Origin of the sequence: Saccharophagus degradans 2-40, from assembly GCF_000013665.1 — a bacterium.
Classification (GTDB): Bacteria; Pseudomonadota; Gammaproteobacteria; order Pseudomonadales; family Cellvibrionaceae; genus Saccharophagus; species Saccharophagus degradans.
Map to the genome: position 1 here is coordinate 2,332,505 of NC_007912.1, position 25,219 is coordinate 2,357,723.

Annotated in this window: 28 protein-coding genes; 14 read left to right on the forward strand and 14 right to left on the reverse strand. The window is 45.4% G+C overall.

What is annotated here, in order from left to right; translation table 11 throughout:
* Positions 1–94: 94 nt before the first annotated feature.
* Positions 95–421 (reverse strand): ArsR/SmtB family transcription factor, encoded by a 327-nt coding sequence (locus tag SDE_RS09655; protein ID WP_338056766.1) that lies wholly within the window; start codon positions 419–421, stop codon positions 95–97.
* The gene (locus SDE_RS09660) at positions 414–851 is read right to left on the reverse strand and encodes an SRPBCC family protein (protein WP_011468317.1); all 438 of its coding nucleotides are present in this window, start codon (positions 849–851) and stop codon (positions 414–416) included. The genes SDE_RS09655 and SDE_RS09660 overlap by 8 nt, the downstream gene beginning before the upstream one ends.
* A gap of 264 nt (positions 852–1,115) precedes the next feature.
* Between SDE_RS09660 and aac(3)-Ig the strand changes: the two genes are divergently transcribed.
* From aac(3)-Ig to SDE_RS09680, 4 genes are all read left to right on the forward strand, one after another.
* Positions 1,116–1,592, forward strand: a complete 477-nt coding sequence (gene aac(3)-Ig / locus SDE_RS09665; RefSeq protein WP_011468318.1) for an aminoglycoside N-acetyltransferase AAC(3)-Ig — start codon at positions 1,116–1,118, stop codon at positions 1,590–1,592.
* Positions 1,593–1,738: 146 nt separating this feature from the next.
* On the forward strand, positions 1,739–2,353 hold the full coding sequence (locus SDE_RS09670; RefSeq protein WP_011468319.1) for a pyridoxamine 5'-phosphate oxidase family protein: 615 nt from the start codon (positions 1,739–1,741) through the stop codon (positions 2,351–2,353).
* Positions 2,354–2,485: 132 nt separating this feature from the next.
* On the forward strand, positions 2,486–2,851 hold the full coding sequence (locus tag SDE_RS09675) for a DoxX family protein (protein WP_011468320.1): 366 nt from the start codon (positions 2,486–2,488) through the stop codon (positions 2,849–2,851).
* Between the two features lie 21 nt (positions 2,852–2,872).
* Positions 2,873–3,088, forward strand: a complete 216-nt coding sequence (locus SDE_RS09680) for a DUF4287 domain-containing protein (RefSeq protein ID WP_011468321.1) — start codon at positions 2,873–2,875, stop codon at positions 3,086–3,088.
* A gap of 124 nt (positions 3,089–3,212) precedes the next feature.
* Here SDE_RS09680 and SDE_RS09685 read toward each other — a convergent pair whose 3' ends face one another.
* Together SDE_RS09685 and SDE_RS09690 are read right to left on the reverse strand one after the other, a co-directional pair.
* The gene (locus tag SDE_RS09685) at positions 3,213–3,473 is read right to left on the reverse strand and encodes a Txe/YoeB family addiction module toxin (protein ID WP_011468322.1); all 261 of its coding nucleotides are present in this window, start codon (positions 3,471–3,473) and stop codon (positions 3,213–3,215) included.
* Positions 3,470–3,721 (reverse strand): type II toxin-antitoxin system Phd/YefM family antitoxin, encoded by a 252-nt coding sequence (locus SDE_RS09690; RefSeq protein WP_011468323.1) that lies wholly within the window; start codon positions 3,719–3,721, stop codon positions 3,470–3,472. The genes SDE_RS09685 and SDE_RS09690 overlap by 4 nt, the downstream gene beginning before the upstream one ends.
* 365 nt (positions 3,722–4,086) lie before the next feature.
* On the opposite strand from SDE_RS09690, the gene SDE_RS09695 reads away from it, so the two are divergent.
* Positions 4,087–4,875, forward strand: coding sequence for a hypothetical protein (locus tag SDE_RS09695; RefSeq protein WP_011468324.1), 789 nt, complete (start codon positions 4,087–4,089; stop codon positions 4,873–4,875).
* Positions 4,876–4,948: 73 nt separating this feature from the next.
* Entirely contained in the window at positions 4,949–5,446 is a 498-nt protein-coding gene (locus SDE_RS09700; RefSeq protein ID WP_011468325.1) for an AAA family ATPase, read from the forward strand.
* Between the two features lie 217 nt (positions 5,447–5,663).
* Here the strand turns inward: SDE_RS09700 and SDE_RS09705 are convergent, their stop codons facing one another.
* Together SDE_RS09705 and SDE_RS09710 are read right to left on the reverse strand one after the other, a co-directional pair.
* Positions 5,664–6,251: an OmpA family protein gene (locus SDE_RS09705; protein WP_011468326.1), complete on the reverse strand. Its 588-nt coding sequence runs from the start codon at positions 6,249–6,251 to the stop codon at positions 5,664–5,666.
* A 227-nt stretch (positions 6,252–6,478) separates the two neighbouring features.
* Positions 6,479–7,741 (reverse strand): acyltransferase family protein, encoded by a 1,263-nt coding sequence (locus tag SDE_RS09710; RefSeq protein ID WP_158303871.1) that lies wholly within the window; start codon positions 7,739–7,741, stop codon positions 6,479–6,481.
* A gap of 204 nt (positions 7,742–7,945) precedes the next feature.
* On the opposite strand from SDE_RS09710, the gene SDE_RS09715 reads away from it, so the two are divergent.
* Positions 7,946–8,803 (forward strand): DMT family transporter, encoded by an 858-nt coding sequence (locus tag SDE_RS09715; protein WP_041325628.1) that lies wholly within the window; start codon positions 7,946–7,948, stop codon positions 8,801–8,803.
* Positions 8,804–8,996: 193 nt separating this feature from the next.
* The gene (gorA, locus tag SDE_RS09720) at positions 8,997–10,346 is read left to right on the forward strand and encodes a glutathione-disulfide reductase (protein ID WP_011468329.1); all 1,350 of its coding nucleotides are present in this window, start codon (positions 8,997–8,999) and stop codon (positions 10,344–10,346) included.
* A gap of 76 nt (positions 10,347–10,422) precedes the next feature.
* Here gorA and cmoB read toward each other — a convergent pair whose 3' ends face one another.
* Positions 10,423–11,400, reverse strand: coding sequence for a tRNA 5-methoxyuridine(34)/uridine 5-oxyacetic acid(34) synthase CmoB (gene cmoB / locus SDE_RS09725; RefSeq protein ID WP_011468330.1), 978 nt, complete (start codon positions 11,398–11,400; stop codon positions 10,423–10,425).
* Positions 11,397–12,134, reverse strand: a complete 738-nt coding sequence (gene cmoA / locus SDE_RS09730) for a carboxy-S-adenosyl-L-methionine synthase CmoA (RefSeq protein WP_011468331.1) — start codon at positions 12,132–12,134, stop codon at positions 11,397–11,399. The genes cmoB and cmoA overlap by 4 nt, the downstream gene beginning before the upstream one ends.
* 257 nt (positions 12,135–12,391) lie before the next feature.
* Between cmoA and SDE_RS09735 the strand changes: the two genes are divergently transcribed.
* Entirely contained in the window at positions 12,392–13,981 is a 1,590-nt protein-coding gene (locus SDE_RS09735; RefSeq protein ID WP_264359968.1) for a tetratricopeptide repeat-containing response regulator, read from the forward strand.
* Positions 13,978–14,673 (forward strand): sensor histidine kinase, encoded by a 696-nt coding sequence (locus SDE_RS09740; RefSeq protein WP_011468333.1) that lies wholly within the window; start codon positions 13,978–13,980, stop codon positions 14,671–14,673. Before SDE_RS09735 ends, SDE_RS09740 begins: the two co-directional genes overlap by 4 nt.
* 59 nt (positions 14,674–14,732) lie before the next feature.
* On the opposite strand, the gene SDE_RS09745 is transcribed toward SDE_RS09740, so the two are convergent.
* Together SDE_RS09745 and SDE_RS09750 are read right to left on the reverse strand one after the other, a co-directional pair.
* Positions 14,733–15,122 (reverse strand): acyl-CoA thioesterase, encoded by a 390-nt coding sequence (locus SDE_RS09745; RefSeq protein WP_011468334.1) that lies wholly within the window; start codon positions 15,120–15,122, stop codon positions 14,733–14,735.
* A 67-nt stretch (positions 15,123–15,189) separates the two neighbouring features.
* A complete protein-coding gene (locus tag SDE_RS09750; protein WP_011468335.1) occupies positions 15,190–18,141 on the reverse strand; it encodes an insulinase family protein in 2,952 nt (983 codons plus the stop codon).
* 151 nt (positions 18,142–18,292) lie between these two features.
* Between SDE_RS09750 and SDE_RS22630 the strand changes: the two genes are divergently transcribed.
* A complete protein-coding gene (locus tag SDE_RS22630; protein WP_011468336.1) occupies positions 18,293–18,601 on the forward strand; it encodes a nucleotide pyrophosphohydrolase in 309 nt (102 codons plus the stop codon).
* A gap of 56 nt (positions 18,602–18,657) precedes the next feature.
* Positions 18,658–19,446, forward strand: a complete 789-nt coding sequence (locus tag SDE_RS09760) for a methyltransferase domain-containing protein (RefSeq protein WP_011468337.1) — start codon at positions 18,658–18,660, stop codon at positions 19,444–19,446.
* A gap of 71 nt (positions 19,447–19,517) precedes the next feature.
* Here the strand turns inward: SDE_RS09760 and SDE_RS09765 are convergent, their stop codons facing one another.
* Together SDE_RS09765 and SDE_RS09770 are read right to left on the reverse strand one after the other, a co-directional pair.
* Positions 19,518–20,225, reverse strand: a complete 708-nt coding sequence (locus SDE_RS09765) for an aconitate hydratase 2 (protein ID WP_011468338.1) — start codon at positions 20,223–20,225, stop codon at positions 19,518–19,520.
* Between the two features lie 68 nt (positions 20,226–20,293).
* Entirely contained in the window at positions 20,294–21,796 is a 1,503-nt protein-coding gene (locus tag SDE_RS09770; protein ID WP_041324548.1) for a Ppx/GppA phosphatase family protein, read from the reverse strand.
* Between the two features lie 329 nt (positions 21,797–22,125).
* On the opposite strand from SDE_RS09770, the gene msrA reads away from it, so the two are divergent.
* Together msrA and SDE_RS09780 are read left to right on the forward strand one after the other, a co-directional pair.
* Positions 22,126–22,773: a peptide-methionine (S)-S-oxide reductase MsrA gene (gene msrA / locus SDE_RS09775; protein WP_011468340.1), complete on the forward strand. Its 648-nt coding sequence runs from the start codon at positions 22,126–22,128 to the stop codon at positions 22,771–22,773.
* Positions 22,774–22,805: 32 nt separating this feature from the next.
* Positions 22,806–23,237, forward strand: coding sequence for a hypothetical protein (locus SDE_RS09780; protein ID WP_011468341.1), 432 nt, complete (start codon positions 22,806–22,808; stop codon positions 23,235–23,237).
* Here SDE_RS09780 and SDE_RS09785 read toward each other — a convergent pair.
* Positions 23,224–23,520 (reverse strand): EscU/YscU/HrcU family type III secretion system export apparatus switch protein, encoded by a 297-nt coding sequence (locus tag SDE_RS09785; RefSeq protein ID WP_011468342.1) that lies wholly within the window; start codon positions 23,518–23,520, stop codon positions 23,224–23,226. The two genes, SDE_RS09780 and SDE_RS09785, sit on opposite strands and share 14 nt — an antisense overlap.
* Complete coding sequence (locus SDE_RS09790) at positions 23,517–25,145, reverse strand: flagellar hook-length control protein FliK (RefSeq protein ID WP_011468343.1); 1,629 nt, start codon at positions 25,143–25,145, stop codon at positions 23,517–23,519. Before SDE_RS09790 ends, SDE_RS09785 begins: the two co-directional genes overlap by 4 nt.
* Between the last annotated feature and the right edge of the window lie 74 nt (positions 25,146–25,219).

A 25,219-nucleotide genomic window follows, 5' to 3' on the forward strand; every position in this document is an offset into this window, starting at 1 on the left:
TGTGTATGTCGCGTGGCTCCATTTTACACAAAAACGCTCTCCGCAATATTTGCAGGTGAGCAAAGCGTTAGGCATCGGAAGGGAAGCGGTAAACTCACTTCGATCCTTCAACATAATGTTTCAACGTTTCTAAGCGATTGTCCCACTGGCGTTCGAGTTGAGCTATGAAGTCACGTGCAATTTTCAAGGAATGCTTGTTTAGGGACACGTCTGTTTGCCTTCCAATTTGCTCGAGAATCAGGACGTTGGCGCTAACCAAAACTTGGAGATGTTTCCGAGCCCCTTGTCTGGATACATCAAGGTTTGTCGAAAGTTCACCAATTGTGCAAGTTGATTCCGTGGAGAGCCTTTTAACTATTTCCAATCTGATGGGATCGCCTAACGCTTTGTATATGGCCGCTTCATTCATATGATTAGGCATCAAAGAGTGATTCCAACCGACTGAGCATGAAGTCCCAACCCCCGGAGTTTTGGTTGAATGCCGCTTCCATGAGTTCTGTCGGCAGGCTTGAAAAACCCGATTCAGTAAGAGTTACTTTGCATGTGTCGTCTGCCAGCTCGGTGATTTTGAATTCGACCAATGTATTTGGTACTGCAAGTACATCGCCAAGGTAGTGATTTGCACCTGGCACCCACCTATAGGCGAAGTACTCATGAGGGCGTGCAGCAACAACGTAAATTTGATTTTTGCCGTGTTCGCCAAAGCCAAAGATAGGTTGCGAGCCCACTGAGTAGTCTCCCTCGATCGTTGTCGGGAACCACTTGGTTACGTGTTCAGGATTTGAGATTGCGTCATAGATATGTTCTTTTGACGCATTAATGGTGATGTCTCTGTTGATGGTGTCTTGCATGGTGTGATCCTAGTGAGAGTATGTAGTTGGTTGAGGGGGTAGTAAAGCACAACACCTGTCAATATGCAACCGTATGGTTGCATTTAGCCATGCCAACGAGTCCAAAGTCTAGCGAATTTGAGATTCTGTGGGTAATCTAGTTATAGTCGGTCGATGGAAGAGAGTATGCCTAACAGGTGGTTCAAATACGTTCCGGCCTTCGGCCTCCACCGGACGCGCCTGACCGCGCGCCGCTTAACCAAGCGTTATGTGACTTAGATAGCTATGCCATTAGAGATTAAACAAATCACTGAGAACGAGTTGTCGCAAATGGAAGCGCTGTCAGCTGTTTTTGGTGAAGTATTTTCAGATAAAGAAACTTACACCGAGAACAAGCCAAGTGCCGACTACGTGCGGTCACTTCTCAGCAGTGATTATTTCATTGCACTTGCGGCATTGGATGAAAGCAAGGTCATAGGAGGATTAGCGGCATACGAACTCAAAAAATTCGAGCAAGAACGCAGTGAAATTTACATTTATGACCTCGCAGTTATTGCTGCACACCGTCGAAAAGGTGTTGCAATAGCGCTAATTGAAAGGCTGAAAATAATTGCCGCGGAGCGAGGTGCCTACGTGATATATGTCCAAGCTGACACCGGGCCAGAGGATAAGCCGGCTATCGAACTGTATTCAAAACTTGGAGTGCAGGAAGAGGTTCTGCATTTTGATATTGAGGTAAAAGGAAATCACGGCGTCACATAACAATCGCATGCAGTCGGACAAATTGCTGCGCTGCGCTTCGCAATTTGCCGCTGATGCGGGGCGTTATGCAGCAAACAATGGATTAAGAATCCTTTACTTGAGAAATACTATTAACAAGTAAGATAATTAAGTTACAGGAAAAGTACATGGAATATATTAAAACGCGCAATGAACTTAGAACCGCTTTCGAAGCAACACACGATGTTGCCGAAAGGAAAGTTCTTCGGTTTATAGATGGGCACTCCCGCCGCTTCATTGAGAAATCTCCTTTTCTATTAATTGGGTCTCAGGACGCATCCGGTAATGGTGACGTATCTCCAAAAGGTGATTTTCCCGGCTTTGTAAAAATCATAGACAAGAATACTCTTGCTATCCCTGATCGACCGGGAAATAACCGACTAGATACGTGGGAGAATATAATCGAAAACCCCGGCGTAGGCCTTATCTTTATGATTCCGGGTATGAATGAAACACTTAGAATTAATGGCCAGGCTCGTTTAACCCTTGACAAGGATCTTTGTTCGCAGATGCAGGTTAATAATCGTCCCGCAAAAGCCGTTCTAATCGTTAAAATTCTTGAAGTATACATGCATTGCGCTAAGGCTTTTATTAGATCTAAATTGTGGTCTCCAAATACCTGGTCTCCTCGGACTGATATGCCGACACTCGGGAAAATGCTGAAAGACCATGCGTCTCTATCTGAGACGGCCAGCGAGTTAGATGATATTCTTGATAAGGCCTATCGAAACTCGCTTTGGTAAATACAATGCATAACAAAGTGTTCCTGTTGAAACTTTTTCCGTTGCTTCTTTTTGTGTATAGTAACACAAAAACATCCACACCAAAGTTCAACAGAACACGGCGTTAGGCACCCACAATTTTTAGGAGATAAAATGAAGAAGTATGGGTGGGGAATTTCAATCTTTTTCTCGTTGTTTATTTTGGCTGGGTCAGTCGCCCCAAAGTTCTTGGGCGCTCAAGTAGCAATCGATCCTCTTATTGAAATTGGGTGGCCGCCTAAACATATCTACTTATTAGGATTTTTGGAGTTACTGTTTACAGTATTGTACTTGGTTCCGAGAACCTCGCTAATCGGAGCCGTATTAATGACTGGTTATCTCGGTGGTGCACTGGCAAGTAATTTGCGTGTAGAGAGCCCTTTGTTTTCTCACACTCTATTTAGTGTATATCTCGGTGTATTTATGTGGCTTTCTCTTTGGCTTAGAGATAATAATCTTAGAAAATATTTTCAATCTTAATGAATTCAAATAGGTGAACAAATGGCTAACCAAGAAAAAGTTAAAGGACCCGCGTCATACTTTCCCTCAATTGAAAAAAAATATGGGCACCCAATCGAGCATTGGTTAAATCTACTTACAAAGAACAAAAGCCTTAAACATATGGAGATGGTCTCCTGGTTAAAAGATGAGCACGGTCTTGGCCATGGGCATGCCAACGCGCTTGTTGCTTATTTTCGCAAAGAGAATGGTATATAGAATGCCTAACAAACCGCTGCACACCGACACATACTGCTACGCTCGTTTTTGTGTGTCGCTGCGCGCCACTTTACACAAAAACGCTCTCCGCAGTATGTGCGGGTGGCCGGGGCGTTATGAGCCGTCAGTACTCGTAGTGATATCGCAATTGCGCAATGAGAAGTTGATCGTCTGAGACTTTATAAACGAATCTATGTTCATCATTAATCCGTCGAGACCAGTAGCCAGAAAGGCTATGTTTGAGCGGTTCTAGCTTACCAATCCCATCAAAGGGATCTCGGGTTGTATTCTTAATTAGAGTGTTGATACGCTTCAGCATCGCCTTATCGGTCTTTTGCCAATTTAGATACTCTTCCCAAGCCCTAGAAGAGAAGGTCTGCTTCATTCACTCAAGCTCCTTTCAGTTCCTTTGCCTGCCTCTAGTTCGGCTATAGACTCAAGTAAGTGCCTGGCATTGGCGGGAGAGCGCATAAGGTACGCGGTTTCTTCCATCGCTTGGTAGTCCGCAAGTGAGACCATAACAACGGGAGCCTCGCTTTTACGGGTAATAATGACCGGAGCATGGTCATTGCAGACTTTCTCCATAGTTTTTGCTAGGTTAGCTCTAGCGGCTGTGTAGCTTAAAGCGTCCATATTGTCCCCACCTGTACGTAAAACTGTACAGAATTATAAGGGCCCATAACAAGGGTGTCAACCTGACGCCCAAAGGTACGCTGGTTTTGTCGTATGGCCTATGGCCATTTTTGCACAAATCCAGCTCCACTTCCGGTGCTGGTTACACCAGCGTTAGGACTCATTCTAATGAAATTAGAGCGTGTGATTTTAAGTGTCGAAGCGATTGTGATTCTACTGCCCGGTTGTATCGTAACGGTATTTTTGCCGTGGCTAATAACCCAGTAAAGACTCCCCCCGGCCGCTTTATTGGACTTAGGCTTGTATACACCTAAAAACCTTTTAGGCTACCATATGGTCGTAAATAATACGGCAGGAAAATACTTATGAATTACATCCTTAAAGCAGTATCACTTACTTTTGTGTGTGTGTTCCTGTTGGCTTGTGATAACAGCGAAGTGTCCGATGCGGATGATCTTCCTGAGGAAGATTTTATCGATGACCAAGCTGAAGTGGTATATCACGATCCGTATATGGAATTCTGTCTTCAGGGGACTAGGCTTGATGTAGATCCTAATACGCTCACAGATGATGACTGTATTTTTCGCACTGAAGGTCGCAATAGGGCGGACCTTACTGATCCAAAAGCTAATGCTTTTTTTGCAAATATTTCTGACTTTGATGCACTTGAGCAAGCGGGTATTGATAGTTTTGGGATTAATATAAAGCTTGGTCCGCAAGCGCCAAAGATAGAAACCGGCGTGTATTCAGTCGTTCCTTACTCGGTGTTGAGTACTGAAGAGAAACCACTTCCTAATGTTATGGCTCATTTGCATGTTGTAGATGGTGATTCCCTGTTTAATGCTGTTATGAAGCCTGACGTTGAAAAGTTAAAGCAGAGTGGTTTTGTAACGCCTGCTGATTACCCCGCCTACGAAATAGTCTCTGCAACGCTAACAGTAACCAATGTTGAAGATATTCCGTTAGATGAAGATGAGAAAGAAAGTCAGGAATTACAGGCTAAAATGGGTATGCTCACCGGGCAGCAATACGTGAAGGGAACGTTTACTTTTTCTATTAAAAAGTTTGGGCCTAATGGTTCGGACTTTGGCCCAGAAACATTTACCTTTGGTAGCCGTAATGATTGGGCTTATTTCCCTGAACTTCATAAATAAAAAAACCTAGTAGATTGGCCTCTGCGATTCTGCTGCGGCTCGCGTGGCTGGTATGTGTGCAAAAGGGATAAACATGAAAAATCAAGGAAAGCTGTATTTCTTTTGTGGCAAGATGGGGGCAGGGAAGTCTACTAGATCGCAGGTTGTGGCGGCTGAAAATGGTGCTGTCTTAATCTCTGAGGACGACTGGTTGTCGGCGCACTATCCAGCACAAATTCAAACATTTGACGATTACATTAAGCTTTCAAACCTTATTAAACCATTCGTTAAAAAACACGTTCAAAAGCTACTGAATTTAGGTGTGAATGTTGTAATGGATTTTCCTGCAAATACTGTAAAGCAAAGAGCTTGGTTTAAGGCGTTGTGCTCTGAAGTGGGCAGTGAACACGAGCTTTGGTATTTAGACTTGAGTGATGAACAGTGTTTATCACAAATCGCTCGGCGTCGTGTTATGCATCCGGAAAGGGCTCACTTCGATACTGAAGCGGTTTTTCGTTATGTGACTCAGTATTTTGAAGTGCCTGAGATTAATGAAGATCTAAATGTGATAGATGTGACAAGAAGCCCTTAATTGTAGTGGTTCAAGATTCGTTTATTTGTATTGTTTTCGACTGTTTTCCGCTAGAGTTTTATCTTTCGGCTTAAGTGTAGATGAAACTACTTTGCGGTATAGCCATAAATCAATCGGTTGGTTGACGCTAAAGCAGCTTTGTGTGTTTTAAGATAACGAGCCCTAAAGCTGCTTTAACGCGTTTTTAGTTTAAGTTGTAGTTCGTATCGTTGCTTAGTTAGAAGCTAGCAACAGATTCGGTAGGCTCTATTACAAGCACAACTCGACGGTTTTGGGCGCGGCCCTGTTTGGTGTCGTTGTCGGCTACGGGGTTGCTTTCGCCTAGTGCCACTACATTATATTCCCTTGCTTCTACACCGTTGCTTTCTAAAAAGGCTTTTACGTTTTGGGCGCGCTCTTTAGATAGCTCTTGGTTGTATTCTTCTGGTCCGGTTGCGTCGGCAAATCCTTTAAGCACCACAACAATATTTTCGTTTTCTGATTTTTTAGCTTCGTTCGCTAATTTTTCAAGTTTCTGTTCCGCTTCGGCAGTTAATTCCTTTGAGTCGAATTCAAAGTACACCACATCTTCTATGTGGGTTATTTCCTGCTTGGGTTGTTCTTGCTCTGCCGGCGTTTCAACGCTAACTACTGCTGATTTTCCGCCCGTGGCATTGTAAACGTCCTGATCTATTTTCATGGATACCAGTTCATAGTCGTTTTGGTTTTCGGTGCCGGCGGTATCTGTATTTGCTGTGCTGCAGCCAACTGTGAATGAAGTGGCTGATGCTATAACAATTAAACTCGCTAATGATTGAATACGCATGGTTTTATCCTCGGTGGTGATTAATTTAACTTCCACGTGAGGTATTGCGAGGAGTGTGCCAACTTATAAAAGGTGAGGTGGGTCACATAAAATGTGCAGGTTTGCCGAGTGCTGTATGGAAAAGCGTCGAGTTGCCTGTTTTTTAGCGTTGCTTTTGACAAAGCTTACAAGAAGTTTGTAAAAATTATAATTGTTAATATGGCTTAACGGTGGCAGGCCGTCGACATCTAGGCGTCGACGGTTGATTTTTTGGAATCTATAAAGTGTGCTATACGGCTAAATGTAAACCACTTTTCTATTAGGTAGTAGGTAAAAATACTGAAAACAAATGAAAACAATATGCCTAAGCCCGCTAATGCAAACAGTTGGGTTAAGCTAACTTGATTAATTTTTTGTTCGCCAAATAACAATGCAAATGCTGCGAATAAGAAAATAGGGTGGAATAGATACATGGAGTAACTACCCCTAGCGATAGGGAACAGCCATTTCGAGCTGAGTAGACGACTGGGAAACGATACTTGCTGTTTGGGTATAAGCACTACAAGTAATAAGCCCGCTGCCAATAAGGCGAATAACGTACGGCCAAACAGCATATTGAGTGTGTATAGGGTGTTTTGCACGGTGCTCATGGTTGTCTTGGGCTGGTAAATATTTACCGAGCTAATAACGGCCATTATGGCTATCGCTGCAATGCTGCCTATTAAAAACAATTTTTTGTGACGTTGGTAGTAAGAAGTACAAGCCTCTCGCTTGTTGTTCCAAAGCCAAGCCGCGGCGGCACCAAAAATAAATGCGGGTGCTCGAACGGCAGGTGATACATACAAGTATTGCATGTAGTAAATTTGGGTAGCCTTGTCTTTATTTGCAATTACATCTATTACAGATTGGGTTTGTAGTACTGGGTTTGTAAAGTAGAAGTAGCTTGTCCAAGTAAGCGAGAAGAGTATTACTATTGCGGCAAAAAATACGGCTTGTGATGTACGTGTTAAAGCCAAAATTAGTAGGGGGAACACTGCGTAAAATTGAATCTCTACAGAGAGCGACCAGCTCCAAGGGATAATTATATTCTCTAGGTTCACTAAATTATTAAATGCAAAAATATTGCCTAATAAGGCTGGGTCCCAACCTTTGGATGCGACATGTATGCCCAGCGCAAATAAGTAGATGGGATAAATACGTAGAAAACGTTTTAGGTAAAAACGCTTTAAGCATATGTGATCTGTTTGATAGTTTTCGCAAAACAATTGGCTGCCAATCAAAAAAGCGCTTAGCACAAAGAATAAATCCACACCTAAGTCGCCGCGTCGTACCCAGCTTAAAACGGCGGGTAGGCTATTGCTAAACTCAATAAAGTTGCTCATCTCAGCCATACCGTACTGTAAAAAAAAGTAGGCATGAAAGGTGATTACCAGCATGACTGCTATAGCTCTTACGCCGTCTAGTGGGGCAAGGTATTGGCAGCTAGCTTGAGGGCGGAGAAAGAAGCGCATGTTTATTGGTCTTATAGTGTTAAAAATCGTTGGGGTGGCGAGGTCGTTACTAGTGGCTACTAAAACTTTGGCCAAATTTTGAGCTGGCATAAAAAACTGCATTGTACCACCAAATTGGGGTTTGGCAGCTTTTTAAGGCCGGGAATGGGTACAATGCCCATCTTTATAATTAGCCTGCGGTTCATTGAAGAAGGTTTACCGTTTATGAGTAATTCTCTGTCTGTTTTTGCGCTTACCCTTTTTGCGCTTATAGCGTTTGCCGCAAATTCTATTTTGTGCCGGTTGGCCTTGGGTGCAGAGCAGGTTGACCCAGCATCGTTTACCGCACTGCGCTTATTGGCGGGGGCAATCGCACTTTATGCGTGTGTAACGTTACAGGCGCGACAAAGGCCCAAGCTCGTATTTAGGCCAGCAATGGCTGGGTTGCTATTTGGCTATGCGGCTTGCTTTTCGTTTGCTTATGTTTCTATGTCTACCGGTGCTGGGGCGTTGCTGCTATTTGGCGTAGTACAACTGACCATGCTGCTGGCATCTTGGTTAAAAGGTGAAGGCTTAACCGGTAGGGTGTTGATGGGGACGGGGTTCGCCTTTTGTGGGCTTGTGTATTTGCTTTTACCCAGTGCAGAGGCGCCTTCGCTTACTAGCAGCATATTGATGGTAGTGTCTGGCGTGGGTTGGGGGCTGTATTCGTTACTTGGTGTTGCTGCATCTCGGCCTTTGCTCATTACGTTAAGTAATTTTTGTTTTAGTTTGCCCTTGGCGGGGCTGTTGCTAATCGGTTTTTATGTTATTTCCGGCCATTGGCATTTAAGTGTATGGGGGGCGCTCTATGCGACTGCTTCTGGGGCGATTGCATCGGGTTTGGGCTATGCCGTTTGGTATAAGGCGTTACCCTATTTAAAGGGTAAGAAAGCGGCTTCGGTGCAGTTATCTGTGCCCATTATTGCCGGTGTAGGTGGCTGGTTATTTATGACAGAGCCCCTAAGTGCGCGATTTTTAATAGCCAGCGTTGCAGTGCTGGGGGGCGTTTATATTGCTATATCGGCCAAAAATGTGAATTAAATAAATCTAGCCTACTGGTATCCTTTTAGAGGTAATAAGTATGAATGGGGCTAGGAAGTGTGGGTTCTTACTCGGCTGAAGGGTAAATAAGTACGCAGGGCAATAGATTCATGGGTTTGCGCAGTGCCATTGTTTTTGGTGGCCCTTTACACTGTGAGTATTAATACATATTGAGCATTAGATCGGGATAACTATGACTTTTGACTATGATTTTTTTGTAATTGGTGCAGGCTCGGGTGGCGTGCGTGCCAGTCGTATTGCGGCAGGCCTTGGTGCGAAAGTGGCGGTTGCCGAGGACACGTTTATGGGGGGCACATGCGTTAATGTTGGCTGTGTTCCTAAAAAGTTGTTTGTATACGCCTCGGAGTTTGCCGAGCATTTTGAAGCTGCGAAAGGGTTTGGCTGGCAACAAGTGGATGGCAGTTTCGATTGGCCGACATTACGTGATAACAAAACCAAAGAAATTGAGCGGTTAAATGGTATATACGAGCGCATGCTGGGTGGGGCCAATGTAGAGGTTATTCATGGTCGCGCCACGCTGCTGGGCAATAATAAGGTTGGTATTGGCGATAAAGTTGTAACTGCAAAGCATATTCTTATTGCAACGGGTGGTACACCTAAGTGGCCAACGTTCGAAGGCGCAGAGCACTGCATTACTAGCGATCAAATTTTCTATTTAGAAACCTTGCCCAAGCGCGTATTGGTGCAGGGTGGTGGTTATATTGCTGTGGAGTTTGCCGGTATTTTAAATGGGCTGGGTTGTGCTACAGAGCTCGCCTATAGAGGCCCTTTATTTTTGCGTGGCTTCGATAGTGAAGTGCGGGAGTTTGTGGCTACCCAAATGGCCGAGAAGGGCGTGCAGCTTTCGTTTAATACCGATATAGAAAGTATTGCTAAGAATGACGATGGTTCGCTGACCGTTAGATTGAATAATGGCGAAGTGCGCGAAGTGGATGCGGTACTTAGCGCAATTGGTCGCGAGCCGCGTATTAATGGTTTGGGGCTTGAAAATACCCAAGTAAAAACTGCAAAAAATGGTTTTATAGAGGTCGATAACAACTTTTTAACCGCGGACCCAAGCATTTATGCCGTAGGTGATGTGGTTGGCCGCATGCCTCTTACCCCTGTCGCGTTGGCTGAAGGTATGGCGTTAGCGCGTTACTTGTTTGACAACAAACCCATTGAGCTTAACTATTCGAATATTCCCACGGCAGTATTTTGTCAGCCTAATATTGCGACTGTAGGGCTTACGCAGCAGCAAGCCGAAGAGCAATTTGGCGAAGTGTTGGTGTTTAAAAGCGATTTTAAAGCGCTTAAACACACGCTTTCTGGTTTAGCGGAGCGCACCTTAATGAAGCTAATAGTAGATAAAACTACCGATAAGGTTGTGGGGTGTCATATGGTGGGGCCAGATGCCGCTGAGATTATGCAGGGCATAGCTGTTGCTATTGTGGCCGGCGCAACCAAGCAGGATTTTGACAATACTATTGGTATCCACCCAAGCGCAGCTGAGGAATTTGTTACTATGCGCAGCCCAGTTTAGTTTGGGCTGGCAGAGTGTGTGGCTCAGCAAGCGTTTTAATAAGGTTTGAGTGTGAAATAACGAAGCGCCTATTCACCTATTCAGGCGCTTCTGCAAGTATCACTGCCCGCAATGGGGCGGGGTGGCCTTCTGCGGTTAAGGTTGGGTCGTTAGGGTCTAGGAAGTCGCTTAACGATTGAAAGGTCATCCATTCGGTCGAGCGTTGCTCGTCTGTGCTGGTTTGGTTTACATCTACGCAGCGGGCATTTTTAAAGCCACATTTGGTTAGCCAAGAAATAAGTGTTGGCACGCTAGGTAAAAACCATACGTTATTCATCATTGCGTAGCGGCCTTCTGGCACTAACACTTCGCCGAGCTTGCCTTCTATTACTAAGGTTTCTAAAACCAATTGACCGCCTGGGCGCAATGTGGCTTTTAGTTCGCGTAGGTGATCCATAGGGGAGCGGCGATGATACAAAACACCCATTGAAAAGGTGGTGTCAAAAGCTTGTAAATTGGCGGGTACGGCTTCCATGGGGACCGGTAATAGGTCCACAGGGGCGTTGCTGCCAATAAAGTGCTTTAGCATATAAAACTGCACAACAAAGCGCGGCGATGGGTCTATGCCTATTACTTGGCTCGCGCCTTCACCATACATGCGCCAGCAGTGGTATCCATTGCCGCAGCCTACATCTAGAATTTTACGGTGTTTGAGTGGTGCTAAATGGGGTAGGACTCGGTCCCACTTCCAGTCCGAATGCCATTCGGTGTCTATTTCAATATCAAATATATTGTAGGGGCCTTTGCGCCAAGGGATGAGTGCGCGAAACTGCTGCTCAATAAGTGTATGGGTTTCTTGGGCTAAGGGGGCTGTAGATTTTAACGTCACAGCGCTTTGGTAGCTAACCTGTACGTTGTCTACTTGGGGTAAATTCTGCATGGCAGTTAGCCATTGCTCTAGGTCGCCGTAGCGCTTGGTAGATAAGCCTTCGCTAATTTGGTCTGGCAGTATTTCTACCCAACGAGCTAGCGGGCCTTCTTTTTCTTGTTCTAAAAAGCTAGTGTAATCAATCATTTAAAAGCAACTATTGAAGCAAAGTTGAAGCATTGAAACCACAGGTCTACGCTGCGAAAACCCACTTCGGTAAGCCTGTTTTTATGGGTGGTGAGGGTTTCTGGTACCAATACGTTTTCTATCGCGGTGCGCTTTTGGGCAATTTCTAACTCGCTGTAACCATTGGTTTTTTTAAAGTAATGGTGCAAATCGGTTACTAGCTCGTCGTGGTGTGCATCTTCAAAGGTAAGCTTTTCAGACAGTATAAGAATGCCGCCTTGGTTCATGCCCGCATAAATATTGGCCAGCAGACTTTGGCGCTGCTGTTTAGGAATAAATTGCAAGGTGAAATTCAACACCACAACCGAGGCGTTGCTAATAGGGGTTTGGTTTATATCTTCGCAGCGAAGGGTTACGGGTACATCGTAGCTATCGGCGTCGATTACCTGTTTTGCACGCTCGATCATATCGCTAGAGTTATCTACCCCAACAATAGACACGCCCGCAGCGCTTATACGGTGGCGCATAGCCAGTGTGGCGGCGCCTAGCGAGCAGCCAAGGTCGTAACAAGTGGAATCTGCCTTGGCGTAGCGCTCTGCCATTTGGCCAATCATGTGGATGATGGTGCTGTAACCCGGTACCGAGCGCTTGATCATATCGGGAAATACATCTACCACCTTCTTATCGAAGATGAATTCACCCACGTTATCGTGTGGCGCGGCGTAGATGTTATCTCGTTGGGACGTGTCGTCCATAAATTGCACTCAATATAGCGTTAAGGGGCTACCACAACGGAATTCACCCGAAAGCCGGCTATTCTAGCGACTGAGCCTTTTACAAACAATCAACTACACTTATTGAAACAACCATTTTTGCTACCTAGATAGCCTGATGCAAATACTTAGGCGTAGGGGTAAAAAGCACTATTAATAGGCTAGATGACAGGTACTGCATGGCTGTATCCTCGAAAAAACCGAAGCACTATATTAACTACGGAGCCTTGAGCATCCTCGTGGCGGACGATTTTAGTAGTTTCCGCAATACGGTATTTGGCATGTTGCAACGGTTGGGCGTGCAAACGGTGGATACGGCGGGAAATGCGGAAAGCGTAATAGATATATGCAGTCGTAAAGCCTTCGACATTATTTTGTGCGATTACAACCTAGGCAACGGTAAAACCGGTCAGCACGTACTAGAAGAACTACGATTTAAAAACCTGCTACCAAAGCGCACCGTATTTATTATGGTTTCGGCTGAAGCGGCTCGTACTATTGTGATGTCTGCTTATGATTGTGAGCCCAACGATTACCTTATGAAGCCTATTACAGCGGGTATGCTGCAGCAGCGTATAGACCGTATTTTACTGCAACGGCTTGCTTTTTCGCCTGTGTATAAGGCATTAGATGCAGGGGATATGGCAACCGCTATTGATAAGCTAATTGATCTTTCGCTTGCCGAAGACCGGTATTCTACCGCCGCCCAAAAGTGGCTGGGGGAGCTGTTTATACACGACAATCAATTCGATAAAGCCGAGCGGCTATATAGAACTGCACTTGAATTTCGTCAGTTGGATTGGGCAAAACTCGGTTTGGCGCGTTGTAAACAGGCACGTGGCGAGTTTGAGCAAGCAGAGGAGTGGCTGCACCAAATAGTTAATGAAAACCCCTTATACCTACCCGCTTACGATGTATTAGCCGATACCTATGCGGGGAAAGGCGATGTTAACGCGGAGCAGACAGCCTTACAGCGAGCGGTAGAAATATCGCCAATGTCTATTCTTCGGCAAAAAAAGCTTGGGGAAGTGGCGCAAAAAAATCAGGATTTCAGTGTTGCCTTAGGTGCATTTAAAAAAGCCGTTAAGTTGGGCGATTTATCGTGCTATGGCGAAGCGAAAGATAATCTAAATTACGCTAGGGTTGCCGCTAAATGTATTGAGGCAGAGCTAGACGTGCCCCCAGATACCGCCAACGAGGCCATTGCCTTGCTGGAGCAGGCCAAAGAGCGCTATAGCTTAGATGACAATTTAGAAGCACAGGCCAAAATGCTTCGGGCTGCAATTCACTGTGCTAAAAACGAAAAAGACGTGGCTGAGCAGAACCTTACAGAAGTTGAGCGTGTTTTTGCGCCCGACTCGGCTGATATTGCCCTACATATGGATTACGTAAATTTACTTATTGCGATGGGGCAGCAAGATAAAGCCAACGCTTATTTGGCCAAGCTACAAGAGCAGTTTGCTTACGACCAAAAAGCGCTGGAGCAGCTTGACGTATTTCTGGATGAGCCAGCCAGTGACGCCAATAGGGCGATGGTGGCAGCTGTAAATAGGGAGGGCATAGATTTATATAATCAAGCCGAATACGACCAAGCCCTGGAGTGTTTTGAAAAAGCGAAGAAACTGTTCCCTAAGCATATAGGTTTACAGCTAAATATTATTCAAACCCTTGTGGGCAAAATGCGAGACTACCCTGATGACCCAGAATTGTCCGGGGCTTGCCACGCGTCGCTTAAATTAATTGCTTCGCTAATTGATGAGCAGCACCCGCAATTTAATCGCTACGAAAAGCTACGAAAAATGGCGTTTACAGAACAGGAGAGAGTATGAGTGATTCACCTAAAAAAGGTATAGATTTCGCCATGGTGTTGGCATCGAGCGTACACGATATGAAAAATTCGGTGGGTATGCTGTTGGCTTCGCTGGACCAATTAATGGAATCGGCCCCGCCTAAGGATGAATCGCAAAGCAGGCAGTACTCAACGCTAAGTTACGAGGCTTCGCGTATAAATAACGAGCTGGTGCAACTGCTAACTGTGTACCGTATGCAAAACGAATTTTTGCCGTTACGCATTGATGAGCACTACATTGTGGATATTTTTGAAGAGCAAATAGCTCGCAACCACACTTTAATAGAAACCCGCGATATTAGTTTAGATATGGATTGCGACCACGATTTAAATTGGTATTTCGATAGAGATTTAGTAAGCAGCGTTATACATAACGTGCTTATTAATGGCATACGCTATACCAGTAATAAAATCGTGTTATCTGCAAAAGTAGAAAACGATATGCTGGTGCTTTCGGTTGCGGATAACGGCTCTGGCTACCCACCAAGCATGTTAGATAGGCCTTCGTGCGGGGTTGAAGACGCCGAGGTAAGCAAAGATGGAACCCATTTAGGGTTATATTTTGCCGAGCGTATTGCCGAAATGCACAAAGAAAAAAACCGCCACGGGTTTATCAAATTATCGAATGATAGTGATATAGGCGGCGGTTTATTTAGTTTGTATATACCCTAATGCTTAGTTGCTAGTTGCTAGTTGCTAGTTGCTAGTTGCTAAAAGCGGTAGTGATTATGTTAGCCGAGGTTGGATTCTAAAATAGCTCTAATATCGTCTGGGATTGCGGTGGTTTTTTGTGTTTTAAAATCAAAAAATACTAACACTGCATTACCTGAGGCAACTTTTTTATCTGATTGAAACGCTTCGTGATACACCGTAAACGAGGCGTTACCTACCTTTTGTATTTGCGTTGTAATTGTTACATCTGCCCCCAAAAAAATCTGCTGCAGAAAATCGACTTCGAAGTGGGCCAAAATAATGGGCCAATTGGCGATAGTCCAAGATGGGATAATGTCTTCAAACAGCGGTGCCCGCGCAGATTCAAACCAGCTAGGTAACACGGTGTTGCTTATATGCCCTAGGGCATCGGTTTCGTTAAAGCGCGGACGAATGGTGCAGCTATACATCTAAAATACTCCTAGTATTGCAATCCTTTGTACGGCGCCCTTGGGTGGGCGCGCGTGAATAATATTTTTACAGCGTTTGGATTGTAAGGCCCGCTGCTTCCATTTTGTCTTTTTTACTGAAATCCGTCACAACTGCAATGTGTGCATTGTCGGGTTTTAGATACAGTTCCGCTACGCGGCGCAAATCACTGGCTTCAACGGCTAAAATTCGCTCGCGGAAGCGTTGACGTACTTCGGGTGGGCGCCCGTGTAATTCTTGATAAAAACAGCGTTTTGCTTTACCCGCAGGGGACTCGGAGCGATCTAATGAGCCAATAGTACCTAAAATGGCTTCCTCTACTTTTTGTCTATCGTGATTCTCGGTTATTGCCCACTCTACACTGCGGTCAAAGTCTGCAAGGGTTTCTTCTAAGCGCGGGTCGCGATAGGAGTAAAAGCGGAAAGCGCCAATAGTGCTATCTTGGCTTGCACCACCACCGTATGCGCCGCCTTGCTCGCGAATGGCTTTGTGTAAAAAACTATTGCGCATTACGCCGGCGAGCACAACAAGTGCGGCCGCGTCTGGGTGGTCCATAGGAACTGTGGCGTAGGCTTTAGAACAAAAGTTTACTTGTGAATCGGTTAACCACGCATCGTTAACTTGGCGAACTTGTTTGCCAAGGTCAAAGCCTGTAGCTGGGGTTTGGGTATTGCTTGTAAAACGGGCTGCTAATTGGGCTTGCATCTCGTCTAAATGGGCATGCTCACCAATAAGCAAAGCTTGAAATTGCGACGCAGTAATTAATTCGTGAATACTGGTAAATAAATTTGATAACGCTTCTAGGCCGCCTTCGGACCGCAAACCGTCGTCCAGCTGTTTAAGCGCTTTAATGCCGGCTAAGCCAGACCAGTTATGTTGCAAGTTAGCCGCAGCGCAAATGCCAGAAGATGCTGCAGCCATGGCTAAGCTGTGGCCACTGCCGGTAACGCTTTGCTCGCGGTGGGCGCGTATTTGCGATACCAATTCGGCAATGCGGCCAGTTTCGTCAAAGCGTGGCGTTTCTATTAATGCTTTTAATACATCACTAAGCGCTGCTTGGTTGCGATTAAGTGCTTTACCTGAGTACGCGTAATAACTGGTTAATTTATGAGGGTCGTTAACATCGCCGCGAATTGAGCTAAAAGCAGAAAGGCCGCCTGTAACACTAGCTTGCCAGCGCTGGCTGTTTAAGTAATCTTTTTCACCGAGCCCAAGCTCAGTAATGCAGGTGTTGTACAGCGGCAATACGTTAAGCTGTTCGGGCGAAAACTGCGGCAACGGGTATATCAATTGTTGGTACACAAGGCCATTGGTACCTGCGCTATAGCGCGTAACGGGTGTGGGGTTGTTGGGCGCAAGTGTGGTCGTTTCACCTGTGGTTGCATCTTCTGCTGCGGGTACATCGCTAAGAGTCACTTTGGGCAGAATGCTTTCGTCATCAATTTGGTCTTGGCGTTTCTTAAGCGCTTGGGCCAACTCAACAATGTTTTGTTTATCTTCTTCGGTTAGGTTCGCTTGTATTTGCGCAAGTTTCTCTAGCTCTGCTTGCTCTTTACGCGCCTGCAGCTCGGCATTGGGGCTAAGCGTTAACCGTACTTTATGCGGGTTGTTTAGCAGCCACTTTTCGATAAGTGTTTTAATAAAGTTTGGCTGTTTTATATCTTCACGCAGCTGATCCAGTGCTGCATCAACATCTAATAATTTTACTGGGTCGCCACGGTGTGTAGCCGCGGTAAGGGCGGTCATTATTAGCTGAAGGCCAAATGGATAGCTGTCGCCGCCCACTTCGCGCTGGTGTAATTCTAATTGATGCAGTGCAGATTCAACGTCTTCTTGTGGAATGCCTTCTTCGGCTACTTTGCGCAAGGTGCTTTCAATTAATTGCTCTACATCATCTGCGCTGCCTTCTTGGCAGCCCTCTAAGCCACAAATAAATGTAAGTTCTTTTTGCGAATCATCTAGGCCGCAAATGGGCGAGGGGGAAGAGCCAAGCTCGGTAGATTCGAGTGCGTGCATAAGTGGAGTTGCACTGTTATCCATTAACACGCTTGATAGCAACTGTGCTTGCAGCGCTTCTTGCAAATTGGTGGATTTACCTAATAACCAACCCAGTACAACGTGATGTTTGTCGGCAGCGTCTGCTTGGGTGTAGGGGTAGCTTTCTTGCACTTTTACCGGCGCGTAGTAGCGTTTTTCGTCGGGCACCGAAATTTCTTTATCTAACCGTTCAAACTTACATAGCGCTTGGGTTTCAAATTTTTCTTGTAGTTCAGCCGCTGGTTTGTCGCCATAGGTCATGAAAATAGCGTTGCTTGGGTGGTAGTGGGTTTTGTAGAACGTAATCAGCTGCTCGTAGGTTAAATCGGGAATGGCTTCTGGGTCACCACCGCTGTTGTGGTGATAGGTGTTATTTGGAAACAAGTACTTAGTGAGAGTTTGCCAAAGCTGCGACGGGACCGAGCTCATAGCGCCTTTCATTTCGTTAAACACAACGCCTTTGTACACCAGCTTAGAGCTTGGGTCGTCTGCGGTTTCGAATTCGAGGCGGTGGCCTTCTTGGGCAAAGTCGAGAGGGTCTAGGCGCGAGAAAAACACCGCATCTAAATACACATCTAATAGGTTGTTGTAATCTTTGCTGTTCATGCTCGCAAACGGGTAAGCAGTCCAGTCAGAGCTGGTGAAGGCATTCATAAACGTGTTTAACGAGCGGCGCGTCATCATAAAAAATGGGTCGCGCACAGGGTATTTATCGCTGCCGCAAAGTGCGGTGTGCTCTAGAATATGGGCTACGCCACGGCTATCTTGTGGCACGGTGCGCAACGCCACTAAAAATACGTTTTCTTGGTTGTCTGCGGCCAAGTGGTAGTGTTTGGCTCCCGTTACTTTGTGCTCAAATTCCTGCACGGTTAAGTTAAGCGATGCAACATACTGTGAGCGGATGTAGTTAAAGCTTTTGTGGTGAGCGGGAGTGTTTGTTACCGAGTCTGCGCTGGCAGTCATATAGGCCTCTAGGTGTACTTGCGATTATAAGTGCAACGGTGTCGCGTTATGCGCGAAATAAGAATCAATGATTGGAATGTAAACCTGTGTCAGTGATAATTCAACCGCCGCAGCGGCTATAGGCCTAACCAATACGGGAGTAGCACAAAAGGTGAACATATCGCACATTCTAGAAGCGTTTTATGCTATTGCCGATAAAGAGGGCTGGCATGGTCATCACACCCCCAAAAACCTTGCTGCAGCAATTTCTGTAGAGTCTGCAGAGCTGCTTGAGCAGTTTATGTGGCTGGAAGATGGCAATGAATTAACCGAAACGCAAAAACAGGCTGTTGGCCAAGAAATTGCCGATGTTGCCATGTACCTTGTGGTGCTGTGTGACAAGCTAGGTTTAAGCATAGATGAAGTAATAGCGAACAAGCTTGCCTTAAACGCGCAAAGACATACTAAAACCACTAAATAAGTGTAATTAAAGTTGTTGTTAACCTACTAAGGTTAAGGCAATAAATAGGGTAGTAAATGGCAGATAGAAATTTCGACGACCTAGCGCCGCGCTTTGCTCGCAACATTTACGGCAGCCACAAAGGGCGGGTGCGGCTAGAGGTACTAAAGCGAGATTTGTGCGATTACGTTCCATTATTCCAAAACTTAGCCGGTGTTGAAGTGTTGGATATGGGAGCAGGACAAGGGCATTTTTCGTTGGGTTTGGCTGAGCAGGGCGCGCATGTGCACTTGTGCGACGTGTCTGAAAAGATGTTAGCCATGGCCAAAGTGCGCTGGCAGGAGATATGCGAGGCGCAAGCCCAAGCTGGTATGCCAATCGTTGGCAGTGCAACCTTTACCCAGTGCGCGTTACAGCAACTGCCTGTGAAGGAGTATCCACTGGTTCTTGGGCATGCGGTATTGGAATGGTTAGAAGATCCTCGTCAAGGCTTTGGTTATTTAGTTGATTCTGTCGCTACTGGTGGCTATTTGTCGGTAATTGTTTATAACGCCCACGGGTTAGCGTTTAAAAACCTTTTGCGAGGTAATTTCAAAAAGTTCGATCGCAATAACTTTAAAGCGTTTAAAGGTAGCCTTACCCCCATATCACCGCTTACTCCCGAGCAACTTATGCAATGGGGTAAGAAGCTGAAATTGGAGTTAGTTGGTTTTAGCGGGATTCGCGTTTTTCAGGATTACATTTTAGACAAAAGCATTCGCGAAGCCGACCCAGATGGCTTGCTAGTAAAAGAATTGGAGTACTCGCGCTTAGAGCCGTTTAGAAATATGGCGCGCTACCTACATTTTGTGTTTAAGCGGCCTTAGGTATGAATGCCCGCTGCTTATTGAGCGGGCAATAGGGTGATGCGTTTATTAGATGTAGGGCTTAGCTTGGTTTAGTCCAAGTGTTTTAAGAGGGTATCTTTGGCTAAGTTAACCTGCGATGCGAGGTAATCGTTACCACCACGGTCTGGGTGCAGTTTTTGAATAAGTCTTCTGTGTGCGGCAATTACATCGTCCTTCGAGTAGTTATCTTCCAGCCCTAGAATTTGCTCCGCTTCTGTGATCGCTAGGTTGCCTGCATCGACAAACGTTTTTTGCCCAGCTTGCCCACTCGATTGGCTGTGTGCTTGGGTGTTTCTGCGCTGCATTACAACGTATACAAGGTAGTAGGCGCGCTTGTCTTTATCTTTGTAGTAGCTGTGTAGTTCTGCTAGCTCTTCATTGGTTAAATCGGCGATGTTTTTACCTTTCAGCGGCCCATCAAGCACTTCGCCCGTAACATCGCCGGTTTGTAGGTCTACCTGAGCTTTTAGGTGCGGAGTATTGAAGGTTGGGTTGCCAAACACATTGTTTTTGCCCAAAAATTTAATAAGCGGCAAGTATCTAATGCCCATTTTACCTAGCGCAAATACCCCCGCTATTACACCGCCAAGCCAGTGCATGCGACCGGTAAATACTGCAAAAAGCGTAATGGCGATAAGTGCGGCTACCGCTACATTCCAATAGGCCTTCTTTTGTTCTTTTGCGGGTAGCTTGCGTAATTTGCGTAAATACCACCAAATTACACCTATTAATACTGCTGCAAATATAAGCCGAATCATTGCTTGTTCACTAATTTCATTATGTTTTAGTAGCCGTGGGTTTTGTGTGTATGTTTAATGCAGCGCACTTAATTTGCAACTGCAACAAACTCGAATTGTATGTCTACTGCACCAAAATAGGCGCGCTCGTGCTCTAAGCTTGAAACTGTGAGCGGGTGCTCGGCGGCCCATTCCTGTGGCAAGCTAAGTGTATAGCGGCCGTTATTTTCACGTAATCTTGGGGTTACCGTTAAATCTTCTCTGCGGCGGTGTAGCAAGGTGGCGAGCCTTAAGCACAATAATACGGGCAAAAAGGCAGCTAGGGTGGCGTCGTCCATGCCGTCGAACCTATTGGTAGATAGCTTTCTTCTGTGGCCACGCACCAAGTTTGCCAATATGTATTGCTCGTATCGGCCAAAACCGGCCAAATCGCTATGGCGCAGTATATAGTAGCCATGGTGATGAAAACTGGTGTGGGAGATACTTAGCCCCACTTCATGCAGCATGGCCGCCCAGCGCAAAATTTTAGTGCGCGATACGCCACGCATTGGCAAGCCTTCTATTTGCAACCATAAGCCAATAGCCGTATTGGCTACGCGGTCTGCTTGGGCTTCGTCTATTTGGTATTGCGCTTGTAATTTTTTAACGGTGTAACTGCGCGAGTCGTGGTTGCTAAAGCGGCCAATGGTGTCGTAAATAAGGCCTTCTTTAAGGGTGGCATTGGCTACTCTTAGCTGCTCAAGCTGTAACTGATGGAACACGGCTAACAATATGGCCGTGCCAGCGGGTAATACATCTTGTCTTAGCTTGGGGATATCGTTGTGTGGCAGCTCGCCGGTTTGGGCAATACTTTCGTATAGTTTTTCTAGTGAATCGCGAGTAATAATAGCGCCGCCGTCTGCCCCGGCAACTAAGTCGGCAATAGCTTTAATGGTACCGGATGTACCGTGTGCTGTGTCCCAGCCGCTTTTTAAATATATTTTGCGAATGCTTTCTAGGCGGCTGCATGCTGCTAAGTATGCCTTGCGCATTGTTTTTGGGTTTACGCCGCCATCAAAAAAGAAGTTTTCGGAAAAGGTTACACAGCCCATGCCCAGGCTTTCCATTAGGGCTGGTTCGTAATCTACCCCTACAATAAATTCGGTGCTGCCGCCGCCTATATCTATTACAAGCCTGCGCGAGTGGTCGTTAGATACCGAATGGGAAAAGCCCGAGTAAACCAAACGCGCTTCTTCGTAGCCGGAAATAATTTGAATTGGCACCCCAAGTGCGGCTTCGGCTTGCTTTAAGAATTCTTTTGTATCGCGTGCTGCCCTTAACGCTTTGGTGCCCACTGCGCGAATTTGCGCAGAAGGTATATCCCTTAGGCGCTCGGCAAAGCGTGTTAAGCTTGCTATGGCGCGCTCTTTAGCCTCTGCGCTAAGTGAGCCGTCTTTTTGTAAACCCCGAGCAATTTGAACCATGTCTTTTTCGCGATCAATTATGTCTATTTGATCTTCGTTTAAGCGCACAATAAGCATGTGAAAGCTGTTGGAGCCTAAATCGATGGCGGCAAAGTAGGGGGATTCAAACTGGGTTTTCAATTCGGTCATAGGTTCGGTCGGCATCGCTCAATGAGGTAAATTTAGCGTAATAATAGTGGGTAAATAAATTGGGGCTATATTGCAGTGATAGCATTATGCAGTGGTATAGTTGCTTGCAATAAGTACATCCCAGTGATAGCTAATATTTGTCTATCAAACTCTGTTAGTTTAGCGCTATATAACGCAGAATAGTTACACGAATTGCACGCTATTCAAAGTACAAAAAGTATGAATTTGTCTGCTATTCAGCGTTTGGCGCAAGTATTGTGATATTTTGATTAAATGATGTGCAGTGTGAAGTTAACTGCGAACCAATAGCGTTTAAAAAGGTGCACGGTATGAGCTTGTTTTATGCAAAGCCCGAAAAGGCCAAAATGCCCACAGAAAAAACTGCCCTTAAAGGTCGCAATGTACCTATTGAAACCGCAGCAGAGCATTTTGTAAGCGGCATGCCGCTAGCGCCACCTTACCCTAGCAACATGCAGCAATGTGTGTTTGGACTTGGTTGCTTTTGGGGAGCAGAGCGTAAATTTTGGCAATTGCCTGGCGTATATGTAACCGCAGTTGGCTATAGCGCTGGGTTTACACCTAACCCAACGTATGAAGAAGTGTGCTCTGGCAGTACCGGTCACAATGAGGTTGTGTTGGTTGTTTACAACCCATCACAAGTTAGCTTTAAAAAGTTGCTGGCGGTTTTTTGGGAGTCTCACAACCCTACTCAAGGTATGCGGCAGGGCAATGATTTAGGTACCCAGTATCGGTCGGGCGTGTATGTATATTCCGATGAGCAGGCAGAGCAAGCTGAGCATAGTAAGCAAGTTGTTCAAGCAATGCTCACCGAGAAGGGCTACGGTGAAATAACAACTGAAATAATTAAAGCCAAAGAGTTTTACTTCGCAGAGGCTTATCATCAGCAGTATTTAGCGAAAAATCCTAACGGTTATTGCGGGTTAGGTGGCACCGGTATAGTTGTGCCGTGTGATTAATCTTTAAAAATAATTAATACAAGACTCGAATTATGACGGATTTTTCTAACAATAAGGCACCAACTCGTTCGAAGTGGTGGTTAGCTTACGCGGTTTTTATTGTATTTATCGAACTGTTAGGTTATTCGGTTTTGCTTCGTCACCCAGATGCTGGGGTGTTAGAGTTTTTAAGTGTGTGTTTTTCGGTAGGCTTGTACGCAGGGTTGTTTGGTTTCGCTCTAAGCAAGTCAATTATGACCCCCGTTTTTTGGCATGCGTTTTTATTGGTAAATATTGTTTATGCACACATTTACGCCTATTTTGGTGCAATCGATTTGTACCCAGGTGTGCCAGAAGCCCAAAAAATGGTTGGCTCTATTTTCTCCGCTGTATGTTATTTGCCCGCAATTGTTGCTTTATGTTTATACGGTAGAAAGTCCGACCAAGCTTGGCTGCCAAACAATAGCAACGTTAGCGATCAATAGGTAAGGGGTGGTAATCAAGTTCTAGCTGGTAAGCAAATGAAAGAATATGAGCAATAGCTGTATAGAGCGAGCCAGGAATACTGTCGCCTAATTCTAGTTGTGCTAATAACTCTACCAGTAAAGCGTTATCGCATAATGGCACGCCACTTTCTTCCGCAATACGAATTATTTCTTGCGCTTCTTCGCCCAAGCCTTTGGCAGTCACAATAGGTGTGTTTTCGCCATCGTAATAAAGTGCTACGGCTTTGGTCATTTTCTGGTGTGTTTCTGTTAGCTCTGTCATGTCGTTATATCTATTAAAGATTGTGTGATGGTGGTGCGCTTGTTGATAGGCGGCGCATTTTCACTGCATTCCATGCTATTTACAGTAATGCCGGTGTTTTCTAAGTCTGCTTTAAGGGTGTGTATTTTTTTGCGAATTTTTTGTCTGGTGGGTTCGCTTTCCGCCCATAAAAGTGTGCTCATTACTTGATCGCCAGAGGCATCTTTTTGCACTTTTACTTCTGCAGCCATTTTGCCTAGGTTGTCTAATTCAAACTCCATAAACATGGTCCAATAGCTTTTGCGCTTTTGTTTTTTGTCTTTATTTTTTTCTTTCTCCTCTTCATCTTCTGTGCGCCATTTTTCTTGAAAGCTAAGGTGTAACGGGAAAATATAATCCCAGAGTTTAATGGGCAGCTCTAACGCAAGCGGTGGGGTGCGTACTGCATCTATAGCGGCGCTATCCATTTGCAGTAATTGTTGTAACTGATTTGATCGAATACGCGCTAAACCCGATTGCGCGGCAGCGGCTATGGCGGTAAGTAGGCGCTGGGTGTTTTCGGCTTTTGTTTTGTTAGCCTCTGGCATGTGGCCTTTTGCCGTCATAAATTGCTTTAGTAAAGCGTCAAGTGCGGTTTGGGGTTTCTCTGTAATAGGGGGGGCTGTATTTAACTGTGAACTACTAGCTTGGGTGGTTTGAAATAAAAGGCTTTTGGTGTCGCTATTCGCTATGTTTTCTGCTGTAGCTTGTTTAGCTGTTGGGCTGGCATCTTTATTGGTAAGTAAGCTGTTGGCTAGTTTGGATTCTAAAAATTGGCCGCTATTTTGAATGGCTTTCAATACCTGTTGGCCTGTTATGGGGTTGCTGGAATCTAGGGCTTTATTTATTACATTGTTAACCAGTTTTATAAGCTGGTTTTTATCTGCAGTACTTAGGGCTAATTGCTGTGAGTGCTCGCGCAGTATGTTAAGCGAGCTGTTAAGTGTTTGCAGGCTTTGGTTAAGCGGTTGCTGCTGGGGTAGTGCTCGATTCAATTCGGCGGTTACAGCCTGCATTTGTGCTGGCTGCAATTTAAGCATGTTTGTTGGTGTATTGGACAGCGAGCGAGAGGTTGCCGCATTCAAATCGCTGGGGTGTTGCTGTGCCGACGTTACCGAGCTGGGGTTTGTTTGCGTTAGTCTGGCGGCAATTAGGTTGTTGAGTTTGGGGTCTAAATTTAGCGTGCCATCTGCACGGCTGGTAAGTAAAACTGCGTCGCCGCTTTTAAGTGGGATGTTGGTAACAATAGGGAGTGTTTGTCGCCCAATTTTTATATCTGCTAGTACTGCAGTATTTTGGCTAGCGGTATTCAGATTGGATTGCACTGAGCGTAACAATGCTTCTATTTTAGGTGGCAGGCTTGCTGTAGTTTTCTGCGCATTGGTGTAGGGGCTGTTGGCTGGCTTGGCTTGCGCTTCGCTTGCGGTGCCTGCAAGCAGTTGATTTGCCGTTTGCGCAGTGATGGGTTTAATTTGCTCAACTACGCCCTTTAATACCGTGCCTGGCTTTAAATCTGTGGTTGGGTTTATTTCTGCGCTGGTAGCCCCTTTGGATAATGAGCTAAGTATCTTTGCGCCTATGTCGGTTTTGTTTGTGGGCGCATCCATTGTTGTCTCTCTTGTCTTAAATCAAGGCTTTGTATCCTTATACTTTAGTCGAGCTTTACATAACCGGCAAAATG

Bases quoted from the DNA above. Each gene is read 5' to 3' on its own strand.
- SDE_RS09655 (WP_338056766.1), bottom strand. From the start codon at position 421: ATGCCTAATCATATGAATGAAGCGGCCATATACAAAGCGTTAGGCGAT.
- SDE_RS09660 (WP_011468317.1), bottom strand. From the start codon at position 851: ATGCAAGACACCATCAACAGAGACATCACCATTAATGCGTCAAAAGAA.
- SDE_RS09670 (WP_011468319.1), top strand. From the start codon at position 1,739: ATGGAATATATTAAAACGCGCAATGAACTTAGAACCGCTTTCGAAGCA.
- SDE_RS09675 (WP_011468320.1), top strand. From the start codon at position 2,486: ATGAAGAAGTATGGGTGGGGAATTTCAATCTTTTTCTCGTTGTTTATT.
- SDE_RS09680 (WP_011468321.1), top strand. From the start codon at position 2,873: ATGGCTAACCAAGAAAAAGTTAAAGGACCCGCGTCATACTTTCCCTCA.
- SDE_RS09685 (WP_011468322.1), bottom strand. From the start codon at position 3,473: ATGAAGCAGACCTTCTCTTCTAGGGCTTGGGAAGAGTATCTAAATTGG.
- SDE_RS09690 (WP_011468323.1), bottom strand. From the start codon at position 3,721: ATGGACGCTTTAAGCTACACAGCCGCTAGAGCTAACCTAGCAAAAACT.
- SDE_RS09695 (WP_011468324.1), top strand. From the start codon at position 4,087: ATGAATTACATCCTTAAAGCAGTATCACTTACTTTTGTGTGTGTGTTC.
- SDE_RS09700 (WP_011468325.1), top strand. From the start codon at position 4,949: ATGAAAAATCAAGGAAAGCTGTATTTCTTTTGTGGCAAGATGGGGGCA.
- SDE_RS09705 (WP_011468326.1), bottom strand. From the start codon at position 6,251: ATGCGTATTCAATCATTAGCGAGTTTAATTGTTATAGCATCAGCCACT.
- SDE_RS09710 (WP_158303871.1), bottom strand. From the start codon at position 7,741: ATGCGCTTCTTTCTCCGCCCTCAAGCTAGCTGCCAATACCTTGCCCCA.
- SDE_RS09715 (WP_041325628.1), top strand. From the start codon at position 7,946: ATGAGTAATTCTCTGTCTGTTTTTGCGCTTACCCTTTTTGCGCTTATA.
- gorA (WP_011468329.1), top strand. From the start codon at position 8,997: ATGACTTTTGACTATGATTTTTTTGTAATTGGTGCAGGCTCGGGTGGC.
- cmoB (WP_011468330.1), bottom strand. From the start codon at position 11,400: ATGATTGATTACACTAGCTTTTTAGAACAAGAAAAAGAAGGCCCGCTA.
- cmoA (WP_011468331.1), bottom strand. From the start codon at position 12,134: ATGGACGACACGTCCCAACGAGATAACATCTACGCCGCGCCACACGAT.
- SDE_RS09740 (WP_011468333.1), top strand. From the start codon at position 13,978: ATGAGTGATTCACCTAAAAAAGGTATAGATTTCGCCATGGTGTTGGCA.
- SDE_RS09745 (WP_011468334.1), bottom strand. From the start codon at position 15,122: ATGTATAGCTGCACCATTCGTCCGCGCTTTAACGAAACCGATGCCCTA.
- SDE_RS09750 (WP_011468335.1), bottom strand. From the start codon at position 18,141: ATGACTGCCAGCGCAGACTCGGTAACAAACACTCCCGCTCACCACAAA.
- SDE_RS09760 (WP_011468337.1), top strand. From the start codon at position 18,658: ATGGCAGATAGAAATTTCGACGACCTAGCGCCGCGCTTTGCTCGCAAC.
- SDE_RS09765 (WP_011468338.1), bottom strand. From the start codon at position 20,225: ATGATTCGGCTTATATTTGCAGCAGTATTAATAGGTGTAATTTGGTGG.
- SDE_RS09770 (WP_041324548.1), bottom strand. From the start codon at position 21,796: ATGACCGAATTGAAAACCCAGTTTGAATCCCCCTACTTTGCCGCCATC.
- msrA (WP_011468340.1), top strand. From the start codon at position 22,126: ATGAGCTTGTTTTATGCAAAGCCCGAAAAGGCCAAAATGCCCACAGAA.
- SDE_RS09780 (WP_011468341.1), top strand. From the start codon at position 22,806: ATGACGGATTTTTCTAACAATAAGGCACCAACTCGTTCGAAGTGGTGG.
- SDE_RS09785 (WP_011468342.1), bottom strand. From the start codon at position 23,520: ATGACAGAGCTAACAGAAACACACCAGAAAATGACCAAAGCCGTAGCA.
- SDE_RS09790 (WP_011468343.1), bottom strand. From the start codon at position 25,145: ATGGATGCGCCCACAAACAAAACCGACATAGGCGCAAAGATACTTAGC.